Origin of the sequence: Nocardia vaccinii NBRC 15922, assembly GCF_001613305.1 — a bacterium.
GTDB classification, from domain to species: domain Bacteria; phylum Actinomycetota; class Actinomycetes; order Mycobacteriales; family Mycobacteriaceae; genus Nocardia; species Nocardia vaccinii.
Genome location: NZ_BDCC01000084.1, coordinates 20459 through 42639, shown reverse-complemented (window position 1 = coordinate 42639; position 22181 = coordinate 20459). Strand labels below are relative to the sequence as shown.

Annotated in this window: 16 protein-coding genes; all 16 read right to left on the bottom strand. The window is 67.8% G+C overall.

Annotation, left to right across the window (positions count from 1 at the left end; all coding sequences use genetic code 11):
- The coding region (locus NV1_RS39150; protein WP_174557529.1) for an NAD-glutamate dehydrogenase domain-containing protein at positions 1 to 2364 on the bottom strand (2364 nt) is incomplete at its 3' end.
- 135 nt (positions 2365 to 2499) lie between these two features.
- Positions 2500 to 3246 (bottom strand): hypothetical protein, encoded by a 747-nt coding sequence (locus NV1_RS39145; protein WP_067903840.1) that lies wholly within the window; start codon positions 3244 to 3246, stop codon positions 2500 to 2502.
- A complete protein-coding gene (locus NV1_RS39140; RefSeq protein WP_067903837.1) occupies positions 3243 to 4337 on the bottom strand; it encodes a discoidin domain-containing protein in 1095 nt (364 codons plus the stop codon). The genes NV1_RS39145 and NV1_RS39140 overlap by 4 nt, the downstream gene beginning before the upstream one ends.
- Before the next feature lie 69 nt (positions 4338 to 4406).
- Complete coding sequence (locus tag NV1_RS39135; protein ID WP_245714160.1) at positions 4407 to 4718, bottom strand: helix-turn-helix domain-containing protein; 312 nt, start codon at positions 4716 to 4718, stop codon at positions 4407 to 4409.
- A 41-nt stretch (positions 4719 to 4759) separates the two neighbouring features.
- A complete protein-coding gene (gene eccE / locus NV1_RS39130) occupies positions 4760 to 6505 on the bottom strand; it encodes a type VII secretion protein EccE (protein ID WP_245714159.1) in 1746 nt (581 codons plus the stop codon).
- A complete protein-coding gene (gene mycP, locus NV1_RS39125) occupies positions 6502 to 7851 on the bottom strand; it encodes a type VII secretion-associated serine protease mycosin (protein ID WP_067903828.1) in 1350 nt (449 codons plus the stop codon). Before mycP ends, eccE begins: the two co-directional genes overlap by 4 nt.
- On the bottom strand, positions 7851 to 9380 hold the full coding sequence (eccD, locus tag NV1_RS39120; RefSeq protein WP_067903846.1) for a type VII secretion integral membrane protein EccD: 1530 nt from the start codon (positions 9378 to 9380) through the stop codon (positions 7851 to 7853). The genes mycP and eccD overlap by 1 nt, the downstream gene beginning before the upstream one ends.
- Positions 9377 to 10879, bottom strand: a complete 1503-nt coding sequence (locus tag NV1_RS45340; RefSeq protein ID WP_218027354.1) for a MinD/ParA family ATP-binding protein — start codon at positions 10877 to 10879, stop codon at positions 9377 to 9379. Before NV1_RS45340 ends, eccD begins: the two co-directional genes overlap by 4 nt.
- Before the next feature lie 31 nt (positions 10880 to 10910).
- The gene (locus tag NV1_RS39110) at positions 10911 to 11759 is read right to left on the bottom strand and encodes an ESX secretion-associated protein EspG (protein ID WP_067903843.1); all 849 of its coding nucleotides are present in this window, start codon (positions 11757 to 11759) and stop codon (positions 10911 to 10913) included.
- A gap of 68 nt (positions 11760 to 11827) precedes the next feature.
- Positions 11828 to 12124 (bottom strand): WXG100 family type VII secretion target, encoded by a 297-nt coding sequence (locus NV1_RS39105; RefSeq protein ID WP_067903825.1) that lies wholly within the window; start codon positions 12122 to 12124, stop codon positions 11828 to 11830.
- Between the two features lie 69 nt (positions 12125 to 12193).
- Entirely contained in the window at positions 12194 to 12568 is a 375-nt protein-coding gene (locus tag NV1_RS39100) for a WXG100 family type VII secretion target (RefSeq protein WP_169813530.1), read from the bottom strand.
- A 154-nt stretch (positions 12569 to 12722) separates the two neighbouring features.
- Entirely contained in the window at positions 12723 to 14135 is a 1413-nt protein-coding gene (locus NV1_RS39095; RefSeq protein WP_067903818.1) for a PPE family protein, read from the bottom strand.
- Positions 14136 to 14149: 14 nt separating this feature from the next.
- Positions 14150 to 14473: a hypothetical protein gene (locus NV1_RS39090; protein WP_067903815.1), complete on the bottom strand. Its 324-nt coding sequence runs from the start codon at positions 14471 to 14473 to the stop codon at positions 14150 to 14152.
- A 109-nt stretch (positions 14474 to 14582) separates the two neighbouring features.
- Entirely contained in the window at positions 14583 to 18578 is a 3996-nt protein-coding gene (gene eccCa / locus NV1_RS39085; RefSeq protein WP_067903812.1) for a type VII secretion protein EccCa, read from the bottom strand.
- Entirely contained in the window at positions 18575 to 20137 is a 1563-nt protein-coding gene (gene eccB, locus NV1_RS39080) for a type VII secretion protein EccB (RefSeq protein ID WP_067903809.1), read from the bottom strand. The genes eccCa and eccB overlap by 4 nt, the downstream gene beginning before the upstream one ends.
- A 4-nt stretch (positions 20138 to 20141) precedes the next feature.
- Positions 20142 to 21902, bottom strand: coding sequence for a type VII secretion AAA-ATPase EccA (eccA, locus tag NV1_RS39075; RefSeq protein ID WP_067903806.1), 1761 nt, complete (start codon positions 21900 to 21902; stop codon positions 20142 to 20144).
- Between the last annotated feature and the right edge of the window lie 279 nt (positions 21903 to 22181).

Genomic DNA, 22181 nt, shown 5'->3' with positions numbered 1-22181 from the left:
CCGCGGCCGCGGCTCGGGCAATTCGGCGATCTTTCGCGGATCCAATTTGAACGACAACTGCGGCCGCGGCCGGCCGTCCGCATCCCGGCGGAAGTAGTTGGTGCGCAAGGTCGACGTGATCAGGCCGAGGATCGCTCGCAGAATGCGGTCGGTGTCCAGGCTGACGACGGCATCGATGGCATCGCGCAGATGCGCCGACACCGCCTCCGCGCGGGCCGAGGTCGTCTCGGGCACGCCGTCGGGATCGAAACGGGCGTAGAACAATTCGGTGAACCATCCGGCCGCGGCCGGATGACTCAGCAGCACGCGGGTGATGTTCGCGAAGGTGTATGCGAATCCGGCCTGCTGCAGATATTTCGCGTAGGCCCGCAGAACGGCGACCCGACGCCAGTCCAGCCCCGCGCGCAGGACGAGTTCGTTGAGCCGATCGACCTCCGCACGACCGAGCCACATAGCCGCGACGGCATCGCAGAAACGTTGGCGCACAGTGCCTTCGGCAGATTCCTCGGAGAGGCCCGACCGGGTGAGCTCGAGTTCGAGATCCGGATCGGTGGCCGCGCGCAGCAGCGTCGCCGGAGCCCGGAGCCCGAAATCGTAGATCCACCGGCTCGTGTGGCCGGGCAGTTCGATCCGGTACGGGCGTTCGTCGAGAACCTCCATGCCGAGACTGTGCAGCAGCGGCAGGACCCGGCTCAGCGATACCTCCGAACCCGCGACGTACAGCGTGAAACGCCAATCGCCCGAGGGGGATTCGGGGTCGCGATACAGATGCGACGCGACGGAGCCGTCCGCGAGCGAGGTCAGCCTCCGCAGATCTCGCAACGCCCGGGCCGGTTCGTATTCCTGCTGATAGCTCGGCGGAAAGGCATCCGCACAGCGCTGCGCCACGGCCACGTCCAGCTCCGGCGAACTCGCCGCCTCGGCGGCCAGCCGGTCGGCCCAGGTTCGGGTGGTCGCGACCAGCAGCTCCTGGATCCGATCGCGGTTGGTCTCGGACAGATCGACCGCCGGGGCTGGATGATCCCGATGCACCGTGAAATAGATTGCGGCGACGTCCGATTCGGTGACGCGCGCGGAATGGGCGAGGTGCTCGCCGCCGAATTCGGCCGCCAGCACCTCCTGCATGCGCAGCCGAACATCGGTGGAGTACCGGTCGCGCGGCAGATAGACCAGGCAGTGCACGGCACTGCTGCGGTCGTCGCGGCGCAGGAACAAGCGCACCTGACGCCGCAACCCGACATTCATGACGGCCGAGACAGTTTCGAACAACCGGCGGGCATCGGTGGCGAACAGTTCGACGCGCGGAAAGGTCTGCAACATCTCGAGCATCGCCCGGCCGGAGAACGAGGTCAGGTCCAGCCCCGCCCATTCGATGACCTGATGTACCCGCCGCGAGATCACCGGGATGTCGAGGATGTCCTCGTGTGATCCGGTGACGGTGAACGTTCCGGCGAATACATGGGTACCCGCAACGCTCGAACCCGGTTCCGCACCCGAATCTTCCACACTGACGAAACACAGATCCGAGGCGCCGGGCACCGCCGAGGCGACCGAACCAGCGGTCAGCTGCAGCGCCGGACCAGCTGCCCGCACACCGGGAACCCCGACCCCGTCTCGCAGCACACCGAGACCGGTGCCGGTGAGCTGGACCGGTTCGGCATCGGACCCGGTCCGCGTGAGCGGGTAGTAGCCGTATCCGAGGACACTGAAGTGGCCGTCGGCGAGCCAGCGCAGCAGCCGAGTGTACTCGCCGGGCACGGCGTCCCCAACCGAGCGCGCCGCCCGGTCGAGGCGATCGGCCACCGTGGTCATGCGGTCCAGCATCGCCGACGAGTCCTCGTTCACCCGGCGCAGTTCGTCGAGTTGCGGGAGCAGTACCCGTTCGAGGCCGTCCAGCGACCGGTTGTCCGTCGCCGGACTCAACTGCACGTGGATCCAGGACTCGGCGGTGGTTCGGCCGCGCACATCCGGCCATCCTTCCGCCTCGCGCGGCCACACTCCCTGCAACCGGCCCGCGCTGTCGCGAGCGACGTCGAATACCGGATGTACGATTTCGGCGATGACGACACCCAGACGACGCAGCGCCGAGGTGACCGTATCGACCAGCATCGGCATATCGTCATTGACGATCTGGATCGCCGGACCGAGCTCACTACCATCCGCGAATCGATAGAGGCGGGCCAGCGCGACACCGGGCCGGCGCAGTGCGGCGAGTTCGAGGTGGTGGCGGAAAATCCGTTCGGCGCGGTCGGTGATCGCGGGTGCGGCGGCGCCCGGCTGGATCCACCTGAAGTACACCGCCTCGAGATCGGTCGGGTCGTCCCGGAATCGGCTCACACGGACCGTCCGCTGGGTGGTTGCCATCATCACTCCGCGCCTCCTGGAGATGGAACGTGCCGCCGGTAGTTATGTACCACTGTTTAACGGCACATTATTTATTGTGCCATCAGAACAGAAGTTGGCTATTCCCACGTGCTGGAAGACATCACCCGGACGACGTCAGAGAATCAGGCCCGCGCGCACCAGGAAGCTGCGCGCTGCGGCCCGATCGGTGAATCCGCCTGTCTCTATACGCAATCCGGTGCGGGTATCGGCGTACCACGCGGCGTACGAGGGTCCGATCGCCACGAAGACGTTCCCGTCGGCCAGGACCGCCGGACCGGCGGCACGCCACTCGGCGATGGTCTGCGCGATCTGCCCCGGCTGCTGGATCCGCACCGAGAACTTCAGCGGCGCACCGCCGGTGATACTGCCCATCAACAGCGGATTGCTCGCCTGAACCACACAGTCGTCACCCGGCTGCGGACCCCCGGCCTGCTGACAGCTCGCGGCCGACCGCAGCAGGGCGGGCAACGCGTCGATCGCGTCGAGCTGGCCCAACGCCGGCACGCTGCTCGCACACGAGCGAATGATCAACGTGCCCAATACGATCAGCAGTACGATGCCGACCAGGGCCACGCGCCACGACGTCCGGGAAAGCCACTGCTGGACCAGCACCATCAGCTCGGCCACGAAGCCCTTCTCCGCCGCGGCGACCGCGGGGCCGGCCGCGGCCACCATATGCTCGGCGTCCACCGCCATCCGCGCGGTACCGGCCATCGCCTTCGCGGCGTCGCCCACGATCGAATGCGGGCCGGGCGCGGGCGCGGCCGGCGCGGGCAGCGGCGCACCGCAGTGCCCGCAGCGGGGATCCGCACCGGTGTTGTGGTGCGCGCAGTACTCGCAGATCAGACTCGGCGTGGTCAATGTCCCGTGATCACAATCGATGAGATGGCAACGGTGTTCGTCGACGCGTCGCCCTTGGAGGCCAGCACGGTCAGCGTGATCTTCGACGCGCTCACCGGCGGGTCGATCTTCGTGACCACCAGACTGCGCTGATCCATGGTCTGCTGGGTGTAGGTCGTGGTGTTGCTGTCGTTGAACTGGTACGAGAGCCGGCTGACCGTGCGGTATTTACTCCACTGGTCCGCGCCGTCCGCGCCCGCCGAATCCCAGCCCGGGACGATGCCGATCGAATCGACCTGATAGGTCTTGCCCAGATCGATGGTCAGCACCTGCCCGTCCACCTTGTACGCCCGCACACACGACCACGCCTTGCCCGGTTGGCCGGAGAAGGCGTCCATCCCCTCGGTGCTACCCGAGGGACAGTGCGCCACAGCCGATTTCACCTGGATGGTGGCGGAGGTTCCGGCGGCGTCGGTCTTGGCCGGGGAGGCCGGTCCGGCGGCGACCGGGGTCGCCACCACGACCTGGTTCGGCGAGGAATTGCGCCCACCCGTGGTCACCAGGATCAGCACCAGCACGATGGCGAGCACGCCCACGACCGCCAGCGCCACCTTGGGGCGGCGCAGCAGCTCGACCACCTTCGTCGCCGATGCCGCGGCACCGGTGGCCGGAGGGGCGGCGGAAGCCGAGGCCGATTCGGGTTCCGGATCCGGCGGCGGCGCGGCAGACGTCGCGGAGGTGTTCCGCAACCGGCCCGCGGCCATCTCGCTGAATTCGGAGGAGAACTCCATACCCGGCGACTCGTCGGGCGACTCGCCGTTGAGCAGGGCCATGATCCGGTCGCTGGCCTTCGGCGTGCCGTTGGCGCGACGCCGGTCGCCGGTCGGCATCGAATCCGGCTCGATCAGCGGTTCGCCGGGCACCGGGTCCGGCGCGCTGATCACACCCGCCCTGGTCGAGAACTCCCCGGCGATCGGTTCGGCGAACGGTTCGGCGATCGGCGCGGCGGCCGTGGCCTGCGCGGATTGCCCGAACGACGGATGCGCGAGCAGGGCGTCGAGCACCGCGCCGCGATGGCGGACGAAGACGTCTCCCGGATCCTCGGCGGACATATCCCGGATCGTATCGGCATTTGCCGAATTACCGTCCCGGCACTGTTCCCGGCACCGGGAATACCCGGATCAGCGCTCGCTCTCCGCGGTGACGAAATATTCCGGCGGCACGTCGAATACCCGCGCGAGCGCGATGATCAAATCGAGCCGGGGAATCGCCTCACCATGAATGAGGCGATAAAGCCCCGACTGCGAAACCGGCACATCCGGATATGCCAGTTCCAGATGCTGTGCCAGCGAGTACAGCGTTAGCGACCGGGTCGATCCGTCCTCGGTCGAGACCACTGATTCGGCGATCAGATCGGACAATCGCCGGGAGAATATCGCGGCCGCCGACTGTCGCGGAGTGAGCGCCTCCTTGTTTTCCGATTCCTGAAACACGCCGCCATCCGACTGCGATTCCGTTACCACACCCGCCAACATCAGCGTCCCACCTCAGATTCCATCGAACGACTTTCGAATATTGCGCTTGTTCCCCCTGATTCATTGCCCGCCGCGGCGAGCGCTCCGTGTTCGGCGACCGGATCAGGGTAATCGAGATATCGCATCTCCCCTCGGGGTTCGATCAGCTCCACCCGCACCGTGCGCATCGGAATGCTCACGTCCAGTGCCGTCGCACCGACCTGATCGATGGCCAGATCCGCTGCCGACCGACGCGGCTCGCCGCGCTCGTCGATCGTCACCGTGGTGTGCGCGGACGAGGCGCGCAGCGGAACCCGATCGAACACCGCGACCGTCGCCACGGGACCGGGCGCGGCGTCCGGCTCGGCCGCACCGACCGGATCGTCGGGCACCAGCCGCAGCGACGTGGGATCACCGACCTCCGAAACCAGCTGCGACCAGCGTTGCGGGCGGGAGGAATGCACTTCGACGTCCGCGCCGACCACCATCGCCCGCAGGACGAGCTGCTGCGCTACCGGCAGATCCGCCCGAACGTCGATGGTCCGGCGCTGCGGGTTGTAGCGCGACGGGTCGAACAGCGGCAAGGCCAGGGTGTGCCGCGGCTGGCCACTGATCGCACCGAGGATCTGCCCGTTCGGGCCGATGGCCACGGTCAGCCCGGACAGCGCCGCGTCCTCCGCGATGTCGACGCCGGACTCCGTGGCCGCGATATCGCGCGTCGAGGTTCCCGTCGGCAATGAGGCGAGTAGCGCGGCGGACTGCCGTCCGCCCAGCGGAAGCAGGTAGTCCACCGGCGCGGACGGCACCGCCGAGCCGACGTAACGGACCAGACCGCGCGCGCCGACCGCGCCGCCGGCCAGGCTCACCACCACCGTGGTCCGGCCGCGATTCCAGGCCCAGCAGTCATCCAGGCCGACGCCGCCGAGCCGGGTCCAATCGATCAGGAAGCTGGTGACGCTGCGTCCGGGAACCGAGGATTCCAGATGACTCCACTTCTCCCGCAGATCGGACAGCTCCACCCCGGCGTGCAGCAGCCGGTTCGCCTCCCACAGTGCGTCGGCCGGGAGCGGATGCGCATTGACGCCGTGCTCCCGCAACCGCATCGCGATCCGGTGCGCCGCGCTGGCCAGCGCCCGCGGCGCGGCGACCGCACACGGTCCGCGACGCGCGAGCGCCGCCAGGTTCCGTTCCTGATCCAAGCGCACCACCAGCCACGACATCCGATTGCCGACCACCGGATGTGAGCCGATCAACTGGTCATACAGCATGCTGTAACTGCCGCCCGGACGCACCCGCTGGCCGGTGGTCACGAGATCGATGTCCACGGTGATGCCGTACTGATCACGCATCGGCAGCAGCGCGTCGACCGGGATCGTGTCCTCGGTGTAGATCGTCTGCTCGGCGATGACGGTGGGCAGATCCAGATTCGGCGCGAGCTGGATCATCGCGACCAGCGTCGTGCCCTGCTCGTGCACACCGCACACACCCGCGGCGACCTGGACATCCCAGGCGTCGAGCGGGCAGACCCGGTGCGCGGCGCGGGCCTGGTAGCCGATCCGGAAAGCGGCCCAGTCCAGCAACCAACGGACCGGGGTGCGGTGGTCGATCCGCACCGTCACCGAGATCAGCAGCACGACCACGACCACCGCGCCGACCCAGATCGGGGTCTGCGCGAACAACCCCACCAGCAGCGGCCCACCCGCGATGACCAGCACCGCGAACGGTCCACGCTCGACACCTCCGACCCCCATGCTCGGTACGCTCACCGACGCCTCCGCAGCATGCCGTCCACCCCGACCACGCCCACGCCCAGAACCACGACCCCGAGCATGACCACCGTGGCCACGATGATCGGTCGATGATCGACCGGACGCGGCGGCGGCACCCGCAGGGTGGCGGCCCGATAGAGCTGCGAAGGCGGTTTCGGCGCGGTCGAATAACCCAGTGCCGCAACCGGATCGATCATTCCGGCCCCGACCGAATCATCCACCCCGCGGGCGGGCTGGTGCGCGCCGGCCTCCAGCCGCGCGGAGATCTGCGCCGGAGATTCGGCCGGAAAACGAGATCGCAGCAGCGCCGCGGCACCGCTGACGTACGCGGCGGCGAACGACGCGCCGCCGACCGCCTCGAGTTTGCCGGGCGCACCTATCCCGTTCACCAGAGTGCTGCCGCCCGGACCGAGCGATTCGATCCCGGTACCGGGTCCGGCGACCGAGATCCACGGCCCCATCAGCGAACCCGACATCTGCGCACCGGCCGCCGTGGTGAATCCCACGGTCAGCACGTCGGGGCTGAACCAGCCCGGTGTGGAGATCGTCTTCACGCCGGTCCAGTCCATCAGATCGCGCGGATTGCCCGGGGTGATGCCGGGATTCTGTTCACAGTTCGGCGAACCGGTGCTGCCCGCGCCCGCCACGATCAGCGCGCCCCGCACATGTACCGCGTAGCCGATCGCCGCCGACAGCATCGACTGGTCGACACCGGCGTCGGCGGCCAGACAGACCGGCAGCGCCACCGTGATGACGCCCGCACCCAGATTCGCCGCATGCGTGATCGCCCGCGCGAGGTTGCGCACCTCGCGGTTGGTCTCCTCGTTCGGGTCGAACTGGGCGGGGTGTTCGGGACTGAACGCCGCCGAGTGGTATCGGATGGACAGGATCCGCGCCGCCGGTGCGACGCCGAGGAATTGATCGCCGGGATCGGCCGCGGCCGCGATGATGCCCGCGACCAGCGTGCCGTGCGCATCGCAATCGGACAAGCCGTTCCCGCCGGCCTGGACGTAATCGCCGCCGCCAACCAGATTCGGCAACCGGGCGTCCGGGGCGACACCGGTGTCGACGACCGCGACGGTGACGCCGTCGCCGCGGCTCAGGGCTCGCGCCCGCGGCAGATTCAGCGCCGTCTCGGGTGGCGGCGGCTGCGAGACGTCGCTGTGCGGCAGCAGACCGGCCGTGAGACAACCCTTGTCCTGCTTCATCGGCGTCTCCGGTCCGGGTGGACCGTCCGGCGGCGGTGCGCCGATCACCACCTGCGGCGGCTGCACCGCCGCGGCCGGGGACGCCGCGGCCAGCAGTACGGCCAGTGCGGCGACCACGAGGCCCGCACCCCTCATCAGATCCTCCGCGCGGCGGTGTAGATGCCCATGATCCAGAAGGCGAGCACCGGCACGACGAGGATGAGAGCGTACTCCACGATATCGATGATGCGGCGCGAGACCGGGGACAGCCGTCGACCCGGAAGTTGTGCCGCCGCAACACATCCCGCGACCATCGCCGCCGCGACGACGAGCGCCACCAGCAGCCGCGCCGGAGCCGTGCCGTACGCGTTCACCAGTACGAATCCGACACCGATCACGGTCACCGCCGCCGCGATGACGAGCGCGACCGCCTGCACCCGATCCGGATGCCAGCGCGACCGCATCACCAACATGCCGGTGACAGCGCAGCCGAGCACGATCTCACGCACCCCGCCCGGACTCGCCGCGGCCGAGACCACCGTGGCGACCGACAGCAGCCCGGCGCCCGCGACGACGAGTCCGCGCAATGTGGTCACCGCCAAGCGCGCCCGCGCCTCGATGCCGACGCGAGTCTGCGCGGGCTCGTCCGTCTCGGCCGATTCCTGTTCGGGCCCCTCGGCGCGTGCGGTCTCGGCGTCGAATATGTCGGTCAGGGTGGTCGGGGCGACCTCGTTACCGGGGTCCGGCAGATCGGGCGGCCGGATGCGCGCGGCCACGACCGCCAGTCGCGGCGCGCCGGTCAGCAGCAGCACACCGACGAAGGCGGCGCCCGCCGCGACCTGCCGCACCGAGACGTCCAGATAGGCGGCGGGCAGAATGCTCGCGGTCACCGCGACGCCGAGGATCAGCACCGCGGTCAACGTCGCCGCACCGATCCTGGTCAGCCGCAACATGACCGCCGCGGCGGCGACCACCACGACCGCACCCGCTGCCAGATTCGCCGCGGCGAACGGCCCGGGCCGCCCGAAGGCAGGCGGAACCAGCATCGCCCCGCCCGCGAACAGCAGCGGCAGCGAGGACATCGCCAGGCCGAACCCGATCCGCGGCGAGGACGCACGCCGCCGCACCGCCACCGCACCACACCAGCACAGCAGCCCGAGCAGGAGCGCCGGGACGCCGCACCACCCGATCGAACCGGTGCGCATCCACGACCAGGACAGCATCGCCGAGACGGCCACCGCGCCGACACCCAGCGCGACCAGGCCCACGACCGCGGCGACATCGGCGTCGAATTCGGCGAATTCGCGCTCGTTGATCAGGGCCAGCGCGTCGGTGATGTCCTCGACGACCGGGGTGAACACCTCGGCGGAGTCGACCGGTGCGAGCATCAGCACCGTGCCGTCGACCACATCGTGGTCGGCCAGGCTCCGCCAGCGGGGAATCGGATGGTCGCCCGGCCGGGCCAGACTCCACTGCCCGCTGGGCGGGGTGAAGTCGACCTCCGCGTCGTCGATCGCCGTGGCCAGCACGCCGAGCAGGTCGTCGATGAAGGTTTCGATGGTGAACTTCGTCGGCACGACCACGTCGACCTGATAGGTGGCCACCATCACCGCGATGCGGGCGCGGGCCACCTCGGCCGGAGCCGCGGCGGACGGTGCGGGTGCCGCGGCGACCGCCGAGCTCATCGCCATCCTCCGTGATCTCGCGACCCGCCGCCGACCTGGCTCGGGAATCCGTCCGCGAGCGCCGCCGCGAGCTCCTCGAACGACAGCGCGGTCTCACTCTCCAGCAGACGCAGATCGATCTCGCCGCCCTCGGCGAGATGCTCGTCGTAGGGCATGACGAAGGTGGGCCGCTGCGCGGTGGCGAAGAGTTTCTCGATATGCCCGACGTCCACCGTCGGCTTGGCCGGCTGGTGATGCACGATCGACACGATCGAACTCGCGATCAGGTGTTGCAGCCCGTGTGAGGCGAGCCAGTTCAACGTGGCGACCGCGCCCTTGACCCCGCCGACGGTGGCCGGGGTGACCACCAGGACCGCATCGCTGGTCTGCAGCACGCTCGTGGTCACCGAGTCCAGAACCCCTGTGCCGCAATCGACCAGGACCAGGTTGTAGTGCCGGCGCAGCACCTCGATGGCGGCGGTGTACTCCTGGCCCGACAGCGCCTCGGTGGCCTCGGTGTTCCACGGCGAGGCGAGTACGGACAGATCCGCGTTGTTGATGGAGGTGAACGAGTGCACGGCCGAGAAGGATTCCAGGCGCGATGTGCGGACCATATCGCGCAGGGTCAGGCCGTACGCGTGCCGGCTGGTGCGGGCGGGCAGATCACCGAAGTCGGGGTTGGCGTCGACGGCGATCACCCGGTCGGGCCGCAGACTCGCGAAGGTCGAGCCCAGCGCCGCGGTGACAGTGGTGCGGCCGACGCCACCCTTCACACTCAGCACCGCGATCTGATACGGCACGGTCAGCTGACGGCGGATCCGGCCGCGGCGATCCTCGGTGCGCTGTTCGGCGGGTGAGAGCCCGAGGTTGAAGCCGACCTTGTTCAGCGCGCCGCGCATACCGCTGCTCGAGCGCAGCTGCGCCCGCCGGGTCGCGGCGATCTCGGCCAGCAGATCCATCGAGGTCAGCGTCGGCCGCGGCACCTCCGGCAGGGCGTCGTAGTGCGCGCGATCGGCGTGCGAGCGGTCGATCCGGTCCGGAACGCGGCTCACGGCCGGAGATTGCGTGGTCGGAGATTGCGCCGCCGCGGGCGGCTGTGCGGGCGACGCCGCGGGCTGCGCCGACGGGGCGGACGAGGCGTTCGCCGCCGGACCGGCCTGAGCCGACGGCTGTGCCGCGGCGGCCGGACGCTCGTACGACGCCGGTCTGTCGTAGCCGGCCGAGGCGGCCGGTTCACCGATCACGGGGCCCTCGGCCTGCGGCCTGGGCGGCGTATTCGGTTCCGCGGCAATCGATTCGGGCTGGGACCAGGACACCGCCCCCGGCGCGCCGACGGTCGGCGCGGCCGCGTGTGGCGGAGGTCCGGGTGTGTACGTGGTATTCGAGCGATCATCCGACTGCGGCGTTTCGGCGACGGCCACCTCCCCGGTTCCGGGCGGCGGCGTGAAATAGGCGTCGTACCCACCCCGGGCGCGCACGGATCCAGCCGTGTGCCCGTTGTTGTTCGGTGCTCGGTCCATTTCCGTCATCCTTTCCAAAACTCGCGCGGGATCACTCGGTCCGGCTGGTGCCGAACCAGCTGTGGCCCGGCAGCAGTTCGGCCAGGGCCGCGACGCCCGCTCGCAGTGCCGCGTCGTCGCCCGGGGCGTATGTGGAGTAGATCCGGCCGTCCAGGGCGAGCCGGGGCGTCACCACGATCCGGCCGGAGAGGGTGTCCAGCACGCTCAGACAAACCTCGGGCCACTGGCGCTCACCGTCGTGATGTTCGATCATCAGCACCTCGGCCCGGCGGACCACCTCGTCGAGCACCCGGCTCAGCACGCCCGCGGTATGCGGCGCCGCACCCAGTTCGGCGAACGCCCGCCGCCGCTCGACCGAGTCGGCCGGCAGGTCGTCGACCTGCTCGCGGGTCGCGGTCACCGGCTCGAACCGCAACGCCGCGCCGGGACCGAGCGCCGCGGACAGCACCGCTGCCACGGTGTCCAGATGTTCTCCCTCCTGGAAGACCGACTGGATCACGATGTGGTCGTCGCTGCGGACCGCCAGGACGTGCGAATCACCCGAACGCACCAGCGACAGCCGCAGCATTCCGCGTGACTCGCCGTCCAGACCGGTGTCGATGATCCGGACGACGAGTTCCACATCCGGCCGGTACAGGCACTGCAACCAGTGCTCCACCACGGGGTGCACGACCCCGTCCACGAGCACGCCGACCTCGGTGAGCTCCGCGGAAACCACGGCGCGCACCCGGTCGCGATCCGCGATCCGGTAGATGTTCGGCAGCAGGGCCAGCACCGGCGGATAGTGTTCGATGCCGACCAGATCCTTCAGCAACAACGCGGCGTCGACGTTGAGGTCGACCGAGACCGGATCCGGCTCCTCGACCTCATCGTCATGCAAGACGTCGTCCACGACGTCCGTCGCGGGCCCCGGCACAGAGATCGGAGCGGACGGCGTATGCATCGGTCTCAGTGCTGGAACGAGTGTCCGATATTGATATCCAAATCGGTGATGTTGTTGTGGGCCATGCCGACGGCTGCGTTCAGTCTTGTCAGGCTGCTGCCGTACGCGTCCAGCTTGCTCTTCAGCTGCCCCGCGATTTCCTGGTAGCCGGTACCGCCGGCACCCTCGAATGCGTCCATGAGGCTCTGTGAGGTGTCGTGCAGGTTCTTGGTGTTATTGTCCATGTTGGCAATAATCTTCTTCACCTGAGCGACGGTGTCGGCCACCTGACCGTGGTTGATCGCTATCCGTGAAGCGCTCATTATCTTCCACCTTTTATCTATTGCGAGAAAAATTTTCGGGCGAGAACGGCGATTATTTCGTATCTCGGATCAAATGGAGCTGAGGTCGACCTTCGAGGCGGTGGGCAGGCCACCGCTCACTTCGCTGGAAAGCCCATCCTCGCCCGCGCCGGCGACCAAACCCTTCTGTTCCAGATCGTGCTCCGCGAATTTGACGTGCGCGGCCTTCAAGTTGTCCAAAAACCACTGAAGAAATCCGGCAAGATCCTTACCGGTGGCCAATGTGGATGTGTACTGTTGCTGAATCGCGATTCCGGTCTGGCCCTGGTAGGCGCTCTCGAAGGCCGACTGGCATCCGGCCAGGCCGTTGAGGTGGGCTTGGAGTTCACCGAGCCCGGAAGCAGTCTTGGTGGCGGCCGCCTCCATTGCCGGAGTATCCGCTACGGTAAATGCTGATCCTGCCATTTTCAAATCCTTTCAGGAGGTTCGAATCAGTCGGAACGAACGTAATGTTCCGGAGAGTTACCGGATGCCTGATTCCGGCATTCCGGTAATCGACATTCATGGGCGTCCATATCGCGACACCCACCCGAACCTCCTTCCTCGATCGAGTTCACGTTCATCTCGCCGGCGTCTGCACGGCCAGGTCTTCGGAGGCCGATTCGCGGTGAGCGAGCCCGAGTACGCCGAGGGTTGCCGAATCCTTACCACTGTGTTCCTCGGACCGTTCGTCGTCGGCCTCGATGACACCGATGACAGGCGGCAATTCGAGCACAGGGACGTCGAGCAGTTCGCCAGGCACGAAAACCTTTTCGGACTTGTTCTTCTCATCCTTCCTCCGGCGACGACGCATCTGCTCCCGGGGAGCGGACACGCCCCTGCGCGGGGCCGGCCGACGTCCCGCGGTGGCGGGCTCCGGTTCGGCCTGACTGGCGCCGAAGGCACGCGCGGCGCTCATCCGCCAGTTGGCGGGCATCTTGAATCCGGTGGCGGTGCCCGGCATATCGCCGATACCGCCGCGCATCATCGAGAACGCCACCACGCTGCCCGCGCCGCCATTGAGTCCCGCCAGCGTCGTGGAGTACGGCGAGGTGCCGTAGAAACCGTGCTGTTGCAGGTAGTCACCGGTGGACCCATCCGGGTTCAGCGCGTCGGTCATCGAACTCGCGGCCTGATTCACATCCGAGACCGCTTGATCCGCGCCAGTGCCCGCATCGGTCGGATTCACCGCCTGGGTCGGATCGGTCGGGGTGGTATTCCCGCCGCCACCGGAATCGCCCGGACCGTTACCGCCTCCGTTCGGCCCGCCCGAGGAACCTCCGCCGCCGCCGGACCCGCCCGATCCGCCGGTCGAGTATCCAGTGCCCAGGGGACCGCTGAACGGGTCCGGGCCGGATCCGGCTCCGGTGGTGATGGTGGGTGGCGGTAGCGGCGGCGGCAGGCTCGACAAGGTCGCGAGCACCTCGCCGTGATACGCGTACATCGTGACGGACGCGTCGATCCACATGCCGAGGTAGATCATTTCGTTGATCATGATGGCCGGGGTGTTGCCGCCGTGGGCGTTGGTGGCTATCAGCGTCGCGGTGGTCAGCCGATTGGCCAGGATCGCCGGTAGCGGTGGCATCGTGGCGTACGCCGCGGTATACGCACCCGCGACAGCGGCCGCATGTGCGGCCGCCTCCTCGGCGACCGCAGCCTGGCCGCGCAGCCAGTTCGCGTGATTGCGGAACGCGGCCTGCGCGCTGTCCGAACCGACCCCACGCCAGGACACCGACATCGCGGTGGTCGAGCCGTCGGAGGCGGCCGCCGCGGCATTGAGCGCTTCGGCCATACCGGTGTACGCACCCGCGGTGTCGATCATCGGCGCTGAACCGGGCCCGAAGGTCAGCCGAGCCGAATTCACCTCCGGCGGCCAAGCGCCGAAATCCCATGACTCGACGAAGTCGGCGAGTGCGGACAGTCCACCGGCGAATGCCTCTACGAGATCGACCGCCTGCCCTAAACTGACCAGGTCGGACGTTGGCGATGACATCGGAGCCTCGCCGGTCAGATACCGCCGGGTCGCTCGGCGGCGACCGCGGCGGACCCGCTGGTATCGGACATCGCATACTGCATGCTCACCGGTCCCAGGTGCTCACCACCCAGGCCCAGGTTGTTCGAACCCTGCTGAGTCGGGGCGAAGAACACGTTCTGATACAGCTTCATGACGGTGGACGCCAGCTTGCTCACCGGATCCGACGCGGCCGACGTGGGCCGAGCCGCGGCCGCGGCAGTTTTCATGACGCCGTTCAGTGTCGTGCTGGTAGCCACCTTCTGTGCGCTGAGGACAGGGAATTCCTCGAGAAATGCTTCGATTGATTCAACAGCCATGGACCCTCTCCTGACTACTGCTCCGGGCGGCTCGTAACAAGCCATCCAGCAAGAACGCTAAGCCATTCCCAACCTTGGGAATCGTCTGAATCGGCCCACTACCTGCGAATCAGCCCTGCGGCGCGGTCCAGGCCGCCTGCACCAGATCCCGGCGCGAGTGCATGGGTTCGACGAAGATGCCACGACCCACCGGCTGTTTGGCGGCCTTCACATCGCCGATGAGCGCACCGTCCATCTTCGAACCGTCCATGATGAAACCCGACGAATTCAGATTCTTCATCTGACCGAGCACATTGTCATAGAGCGCCATATCCGCCTGCGCGATATTTCGCGCGACCACCACGTGCAAACCGGTGTCCCGGCCGTCGATGATGATGTCCTTCAACGGCTCGAGCGGATTCATCGCACCGCGCTGCGCGACCATGTGATAGTCGTCGATCACCACGAAGATCTCCGGGCCGCTCCACCAGGAGCGATCCTTCAGCTGTTGCGAGGTCACATCGTCGGGTGCGCGACGCTGGCGCATCCGGGCGGCGAATGCGGGCAAGTTCTCCGTCAGATCGCGTTCGCTGGTCAGATAACCGAGCAGCTGCTCATCCGGAATCGCGTCCATGTGGATGCGACGGTAGTCGACGAGCAGCACCCGAGCCTGATCCTTGGTGAACCGGGTGCGGATGGATTCCAGCAGCGCGGCCAGCACTGTCGATTTCCCGCAGCCCGGCGATCCGAGCACGATCAGGTGGGTGGAGACGCCGAAGTCGGCGCTGGCCGGACTGAGATCGGATTCGCGAATTCCGAAGGGCAGCACCAGTTGCTGCGCCAGCGTGGTCGGCGGCGGCATCGCCGCAAGCAGCTCGTCCATGCCGATCCGCGAGGGCAGCAGCTTCACCGCCGGTGCCCGACGCCCGGCGTAGGTCTGCCCGAGTTGTTCTGCCGTGGCGGCCAATCCGGCGGCGGCGGACTCGGACTCGCCGACGCCATCGGTGCGCGGTAGCGCGGTGAGCATGTGCAGGGCGTCATTGGAGAGGCAGCGCCCCGGACGATCGGGCGGTATCGAGGCCACGACGGCGCGGTGCGCGGGGAACACCGTGTCGGTGAGGTCGCCCAGACGGAATTCCAGCCGGGTCTGCAGCTGATCTTTGATCGCGGACCGGATAGCCGCCCACCGCGAACTCGAGAGCACCAGGTGCACACCGTAATTCAGGCCCTGCACCGCGATGGATTCCATCAGCGGCATATATTCGTCGAAGTAGCCGCTGTTCACCGCGAACCCGATGTCCCAGCCGTCCACCACGACGAATACGTCTCCGTGGTCGTCACCGTGCGCGGACAGATTCGCCGATTCGGCCGGTGAGTCACGGCGGCGGCGGAATTCGCGCATGGAGTCGATACCGAGCTCGCTGAAGATCGTCTGGCGATGCGCGAGCAGATTGCTGATCAGCGCGAAGGTGCGGCGGATCCGGTCCGCGTCCCGCGCGCCCGCGACCGAGCCCACGTGCGGCACGTTCCGCATGCCCGACAGACCGCCGGAGAAGTCCAGGCAGTAGAACTGCACGCGCTCGGGAGTATGCGTCAGCGCGGCGGACAGGATGAGGGTCTGCAGAGCGGTCGACTTACCGGACTGCGGTCCGCCGACCACCGCGACGTGCCCGCCCGCACTGGACAGATCGATCGACCAGACGTCCTGTCGCTGCTGGCGCGGTTTGTCCACGATGGCGACCGGCAGCTGCAACTGCCCCGGCTGCACCGCCGAGATCAGGCGTTCCAGCGTGGGCGGCACGGCCAGCGGGGGCAGCCACATCTTGTGCGCGGCGCGACCGTGTCCGGCCAGCTGCTGCAAGACCGTCTCCATGACGGTCACCGGCTCGGCCTCGGGAACCTGCGGCGCCTCGACCGTCGCCTGCTCGACGAGCGGGGCCGGTCGAGCATCCGCGATGTGCCCGGCGGTGAACCGTTGCGGCGGACGGTATCCGCCACCGGCGCGGCGGGCGCGCTGCGCCGACGCGGCCGAGGTCTGCGCGGGCGCGACGTACGGCCCGCCCACGTAGGCGGCCTGGAAGCGCTGCAGATCGCCCGCCCCGACCCGTAGATAACCCGAACCCGGTTTCTTCGGCAGGTGGTAGGCATCGGCGGTACCGATCGCATCGCGTGAATCGCTGGTCTGGTTGGTGCGCAACGCGATTCGATAGGACAGATGCGCCTCGAGCTCGCCCATCCGGTTGGCGGGCACCTTCTGCGAGGCCAGCAGCAGGTGGATCCGCAGCGATCGGCCCAACCGGCCGATGGCCACGAACAGTTTCGCGAAATTCGCGTGCTGCTCCAGCAATTCGGCGAATTCGTCCAGAACGATGAGCAGCGTCGGCAGCGGCGCCAGGCGCGCCCCCTGTTCCCGGGCCCGCTCGTAGTCGGCGACACTGGCGAAATTGCCCGCGTCACGCAGGATTCGCTGCCGGCGGGCCATCTCGCCGTTGATGACGTCCTCCATGCGGGTGACCAGATCGGCCTCCTCCTCCATGTTGGTCACCACGGCCGTCACATGGGACAACCGGTCGAAACCGAGGAAGGTCGCACCACCCTTGAAGTCGACCAGCAGCAGGTTCAGCACATCGGAGGAATGTGTCGCGACCGCCGAAAGCACAAGTGTCCGAAGAAATTCCGACTTTCCCGAACCGGTGGCGCCGATGCACATGCCGTGCGGGCCCATCCCCTCCTCGGCAGATTCCTTGATATCCAGATGAACCACGCCGCCGGTGGGATCGTGCCCGAACGGGATGTTCAGCCGGGACCGATCGGCATCGCGCCGCCGGACCCATTGCTGGTCCACCCGGATCGCGCCCGGATCGGTGATGCCGATCATCTCCTCCCAGGAGGTGCCGCCGCTGGACTGTTCGGCGACCACCGCCTCGACCACCGAGGACAGCCGGAACGAGGAGATGCTGCGGGCCACCGCCGTCATCGCCGGAATCGACATGCCGTCCGCGCGCCCGACCCGCCGGGTTCCGCGCGAATTCACCTCGTACAGTGCGTGATCCGGCTGCACGGTGAATTTCAGCGCGCGCGGCAGAGCGGGTTCGGCCGAGCCCAGGCGCAACCAGGTGCAGCCGTCGATACCGGAGATGTCCCGCTCGTTCGCCGCCCCGCCCAGATCGACGATCAACAGGAACTGCTTGCGGTCCAGGCTCGGCTCGCTGCTGGCGGAGAACGGTCCTCGGTTCAGGCCGACCAGCACCTTGGCCCGCAGTTCGGCGACGCTGCGGTAAATCATCCGACCCGACCCGATCGCATCGGTATCGCTCTGATGCTGCGTATGCGGCAACCATTTGAGCCAGGACCACTTCGGCGAATCCGGATCGGTCACCACCGCGGCGATACCGACCTGATCCGGACCGTGCAGCACGACCACCTCCGCCAGCGCCGCCCGCACCAGACCGGCCACCGCATCCGGATCGCCGTCGAAGCTGACCAGCGGCGCGGACAGCAAATTGATAGCCACCGGCATACCGCCGACGGTCGAGTACGCCTTGGCGAACCGAGTCAGCTCGACCACGCCCACGGGATCCAGATCCGAGGTGGGCGCGGCCTCGGGCACGATCACCCGGACCTGATTGGCGATGCGCCCCTGGCCGACTCGCACGCGCAGGAAGTGCGGACTCGAGACCTGCACCTCCCACATCCGCTTACTGCCGATCAACCGGGCCAGTTCGGCCGGTCCGGGATGGGTGTAGCGCAGGAAGGCGTACAGATCGGTTTCGGCCGCATGCACGGACCTGCGATTGTCGGCGAGACTGCGCAGATAGTCCTTGCGCTCCTCGTTGAGACTGCCCGCGCCGCCGAAATTCCCGCCGAGCATGCCGAAGACCGAGACCAGCATCATCATCGGAAACATCATCGAGGTCGGCGACATCGTGCCGCCGCCGCGGAACATCATGACCATCATCCCGGCCATACCCGCCATCATGACCACCGGCATGAGCAGGCGCAGGCGCGAGGCGGGCACCGGTTTCGGCAGCTCGGTGGGCGGTTGCAGGCGCAGCTCGGTCACCGCGGGCGCCTTGGGACCGCGCACGATTCGGGCCGGACGGACGAATCGACGGGTACTGGTCACGAGGTGCCACCACTCATTCCGATCGCGGCCTTGTCGGGCGCGACCCCATCGTGCTGAATACGCGCGTCCTGTTGGGACAGCGTCGGCCCGACCGCGAACAGCGACACGATGTTCCACGGCGCCACTATCGGATCGTGCAGTGCGAGCGCGGCCAGGTTCGGGTCGGTCCTTCCGGGCGTGCTGTCGGTATCGGTCTGAATTCCGTAACGGATACCGCTGTCTGAGATCCAGAACAGCGATTCGCGGCGCGGTGATGCCGGATCCATACCGGTCACCTGGACGAACCGTCCGGTGTCGAGCGGCATATAGGCCAGATCGGCGGTGCGCCCCTGCGAGGTCGGTGCGGTCACCAGCGGCGTGGCCGATTTCTGTTCGTCGGTGCGCAGCGGAAGTCTGCGTCCCACAACGAGTTTCGTGACCGCGTTGGCATCGCTGCCGGTGCGGGACCAGCCGTAGCAGGTCACCCCGAACTGGCCGGTGTCCACCAGCCGCAACGGCCGGGCCGGATACCCCTGGGTGCCGGGCAACGAGCCCGGACGCAGATTGGCCGCGATGACGTCGGGCCCGACGGTGGTGGTCGTGACCGCGCCGTGCGAATCGGCGTTGCGCAGCATCGCGGCCAGTACCTGCGTGATCCGCACGACGCCCGCCGAGGTGACCACGTAGTACGACACCGTGCGATCCGGCGCGGTCATCGTGAGCACCGACCCGATCGGCACGGTGAGCCCGTTGGACAGCGTCGTGCTCGCGCCCGCCTGCGCCAGCTTCGGCACCCGCAGCGCGGGCACCTCCGGAATCGCGTTGATCAGGCCGTGCGAGGCGGGCAGCGGCTCCGCCGAGGCATCGATGCCGACCGCGAGCATCACCGCGGAATCGGCGAGATCGATCGAGGCGCGCACGATTCCCTGGTCGGGGCTGTCGTAGACGAGCCAGTTGGCATCGCCGTTGCGCAACAGCCGCGCCTCGCCGTCGGCCAGCGGACGCGTGGCGTCGCCGTCGATCGTCAGCGGCGTGCCGATCACGGTGGTCAGCACGTCGGAGGCGGCGAGAGTCGGCAGTCCGGTGCGCTGATCGACCGGCGCCGAAGCTCCGGTCTGCGCGGCATCGCATACCGCCCAGGTGGAATCGCGTTGACTGCCCTCGGCGATCGTCCCCGGCGCACCGACGATGCCGACGATCGGCCCGCGCGGATATTTGCCCAGCTCGTCCGCCGTGACCGGCACCGGCGCGTCCGGTACACCGGCGATCAGCCGGGCCGAGGTCAGGTTCAGCGCCGGATACAGCCGCCCGCCGAGGTGCACGTACACCGCGCCGGAATCCTTGTCCGACACGATCTTCGCGTTGCCGACGGCCTTGTCCGGTTTGAAGTAGGACAGTACCGCCGAGCCCGCGACCGCCACGCACGCCAGGGCGATGCCGATCGCCAATGCCGTGGAACGCCCGCGCTGGGGATCGTCGATCATCGACGCGTCACGTCGCACCAGGGCATGTTCGATCCGGCGAAACAGGAACCGCCATCCCGAGACCTGGTGCTTGGTCACCACCCGGAAGCGCGCCACAGGATCAGCCTGTCGCCGACGGCGCCAAACCAGCCAGGGCAGCGGCGATGTCGAAGGCGTCGATGGTCATCAACTCCTCGTTGGTCATCGCGGCGATATCGGCGTTCTCGCGGGTGAAGCGGTAGTCCCGTTCGGCCTCCGCGGCCTCGACCACATTGCGGATGAACCGGCCGTTGCCGGCCAGATCGATCAGCCGGCGGCCGTTGCGCGTCTCCTGGGCCAGCGATTCGCAGCGTTCTTTCAGGATCTCCCGGGCCTGTTCGGACAGCAGCGAATCCTTGCGCCGGGCAATGTGATCCGCGATCTGCACCAATTCGGCGGCGCCGTAACTGGAGAAGCGGATCCGTTTGGTGAACCGGGACGCCAGGCCCTCGTTGGAGGTCAGGAACCGGTCGATCTGATCCTCGTATCCGGCGATGATCACGACCAGTTTGTCCCGGTCGTTCTCCATCCGCGCCAACAGCGTGTCGACCGCCTCGGAGCCGAACGCGTCACCGCCGGCCAGACCCTCCTGGATCAGCGTGTACGCCTCGTCGATGAACAGCACGCCGCCCAGCGCCGAGTCGATCAGCGCGTTGGTCTTCGGCGCGGTGTGGCCCAGATGGGTGCCGACCATGTCGTTGCGTGAGACCTCGACCACCTCGGGGTTCTCCACCACTCCGAGACCGGCGAAGATCTTGGCGATGACGCGCGCGACGGTGGTCTTGCCGGTGCCCGGCGGACCCGAGAAGATCAGGTGCTGGGATCGCGAGTCGACCGCCAGGCCGCGGCGGGCGCGCACCTGGTCCATCAGCACACCGGATTTGAGGCGGTCGACCTGTTCCTTGACCGAATCCATCCCGATCTGCTGGGCGAGCAGATCCGACGCCTCGGTCAGCAGCGTCTCGCGTTCCGCGCGTGCGGCCGTCGCGGCGGCCTCGGCCGGATCGTCGCCGGTGGTGGGATCCCACTTGTCGCTGCGCGAGGCCAGCAACGTCGCGTTGGTGACCTCGAGACGATAGGTCTTCTCCTTGACCGCGCGCTGCCATTCCTCCCGGTCGCTCCACAGTGCCGAGCCCTGCAGACCTTTGAGGAGTTGGTCGGCCTTCTCGTGTTCGCCGGTGTGCCGCAGCACCATTCCGAGCAGGAAGTGCGCATCGGCCCAGATGTACGACAGGCTGCCCGAGGAGCTGTCGTCGACGATTCGCTGCGCGCGCGGCAGGGCCTCGCCGAACCGGCCCAGATGCGCGAGCGAGCGCGCGGTCATCAGTTCGGCCGCGATATCGAGCAGCCCGTCCTCGAGGATCGGCTTGGCCGATCGGGCATCGAGGACGTCGGTCCAGCGCTTCGTACGGAAATACAGCGACATCCGGACGAAATCGGCCACGTCGTCGCGCGGCACCTCGGACAGGATCGCCTCCGCCTCCTGCCACTCCCCGCCCTCGGCGTACGAGCACGCCTGGGCGATGGAGATCTGATCGCGGTCGGCCATGGCCACCCGCAACCCGTACATGCCGACCTCGACCTGGCACCACAGCGAGCGATCGACGAGACCGGCGCGCTGCTGATCGCGGTAGAGATTGTGCACCGAGCGGTAGGCGCCGTAGATCACCTCCGAGGTGACCTCGCCGGCCATGGCGCGGCCCAGCCAGGCGTCGCACATGTCCGGATCCAAGTCGGTGGCCGCACGGAACGCCGCCGATGCATGTGTTTCGTTTCGCACGCCCCCGGCGACCAACCCCAAAGATTGAACACCCGTGTAGAACGCGTCCTCGGCCGCTGACACCTGGACATCCCTTTCGCCGCTCTCGCCTGCAGGAACGATAAAGACTTCGGGGCCGGACGCGATGACGCACTCTTCCCGCGGATGGGAAGAGCGGACTTCAGCGGCGTTCCGCGGCGATCGTGGCGAGCTCGCGCCGACCGAAAAGCCGCCGACCTGCACCGACCAGGTGACTTCAAATTTTTGTCGGCTCGATATTGAATGAGCCGCTATTTAGCGGTACATTCTTCATGGGTCGACAGTCCCTCATCCTGAAGGCCCGCAACCGAGGCGGCGGCTTCG

Excerpts from the sequence above, each read along its gene's own strand:
- NV1_RS45340 (WP_218027354.1), bottom strand. The coding sequence starts at position 10,879 with ATGGACCGAGCACCGAACAACAACGGGCACACGGCTGGATCCGTGCGC.
- NV1_RS39095 (WP_067903818.1), bottom strand. The coding sequence starts at position 14,135 with ATGTCATCGCCAACGTCCGACCTGGTCAGTTTAGGGCAGGCGGTCGAT.
- NV1_RS39090 (WP_067903815.1), bottom strand. The coding sequence starts at position 14,473 with ATGGCTGTTGAATCAATCGAAGCATTTCTCGAGGAATTCCCTGTCCTC.
- eccD (WP_067903846.1), bottom strand. The coding sequence starts at position 9,380 with ATGAGCTCGGCGGTCGCCGCGGCACCCGCACCGTCCGCCGCGGCTCCG.
- NV1_RS39140 (WP_067903837.1), bottom strand. The coding sequence starts at position 4,337 with ATGTCCGCCGAGGATCCGGGAGACGTCTTCGTCCGCCATCGCGGCGCG.
- NV1_RS39100 (WP_169813530.1), bottom strand. The coding sequence starts at position 12,568 with ATGGCAGGATCAGCATTTACCGTAGCGGATACTCCGGCAATGGAGGCG.
- NV1_RS39105 (WP_067903825.1), bottom strand. The coding sequence starts at position 12,124 with ATGAGCGCTTCACGGATAGCGATCAACCACGGTCAGGTGGCCGACACC.
- mycP (WP_067903828.1), bottom strand. The coding sequence starts at position 7,851 with ATGAGGGGTGCGGGCCTCGTGGTCGCCGCACTGGCCGTACTGCTGGCC.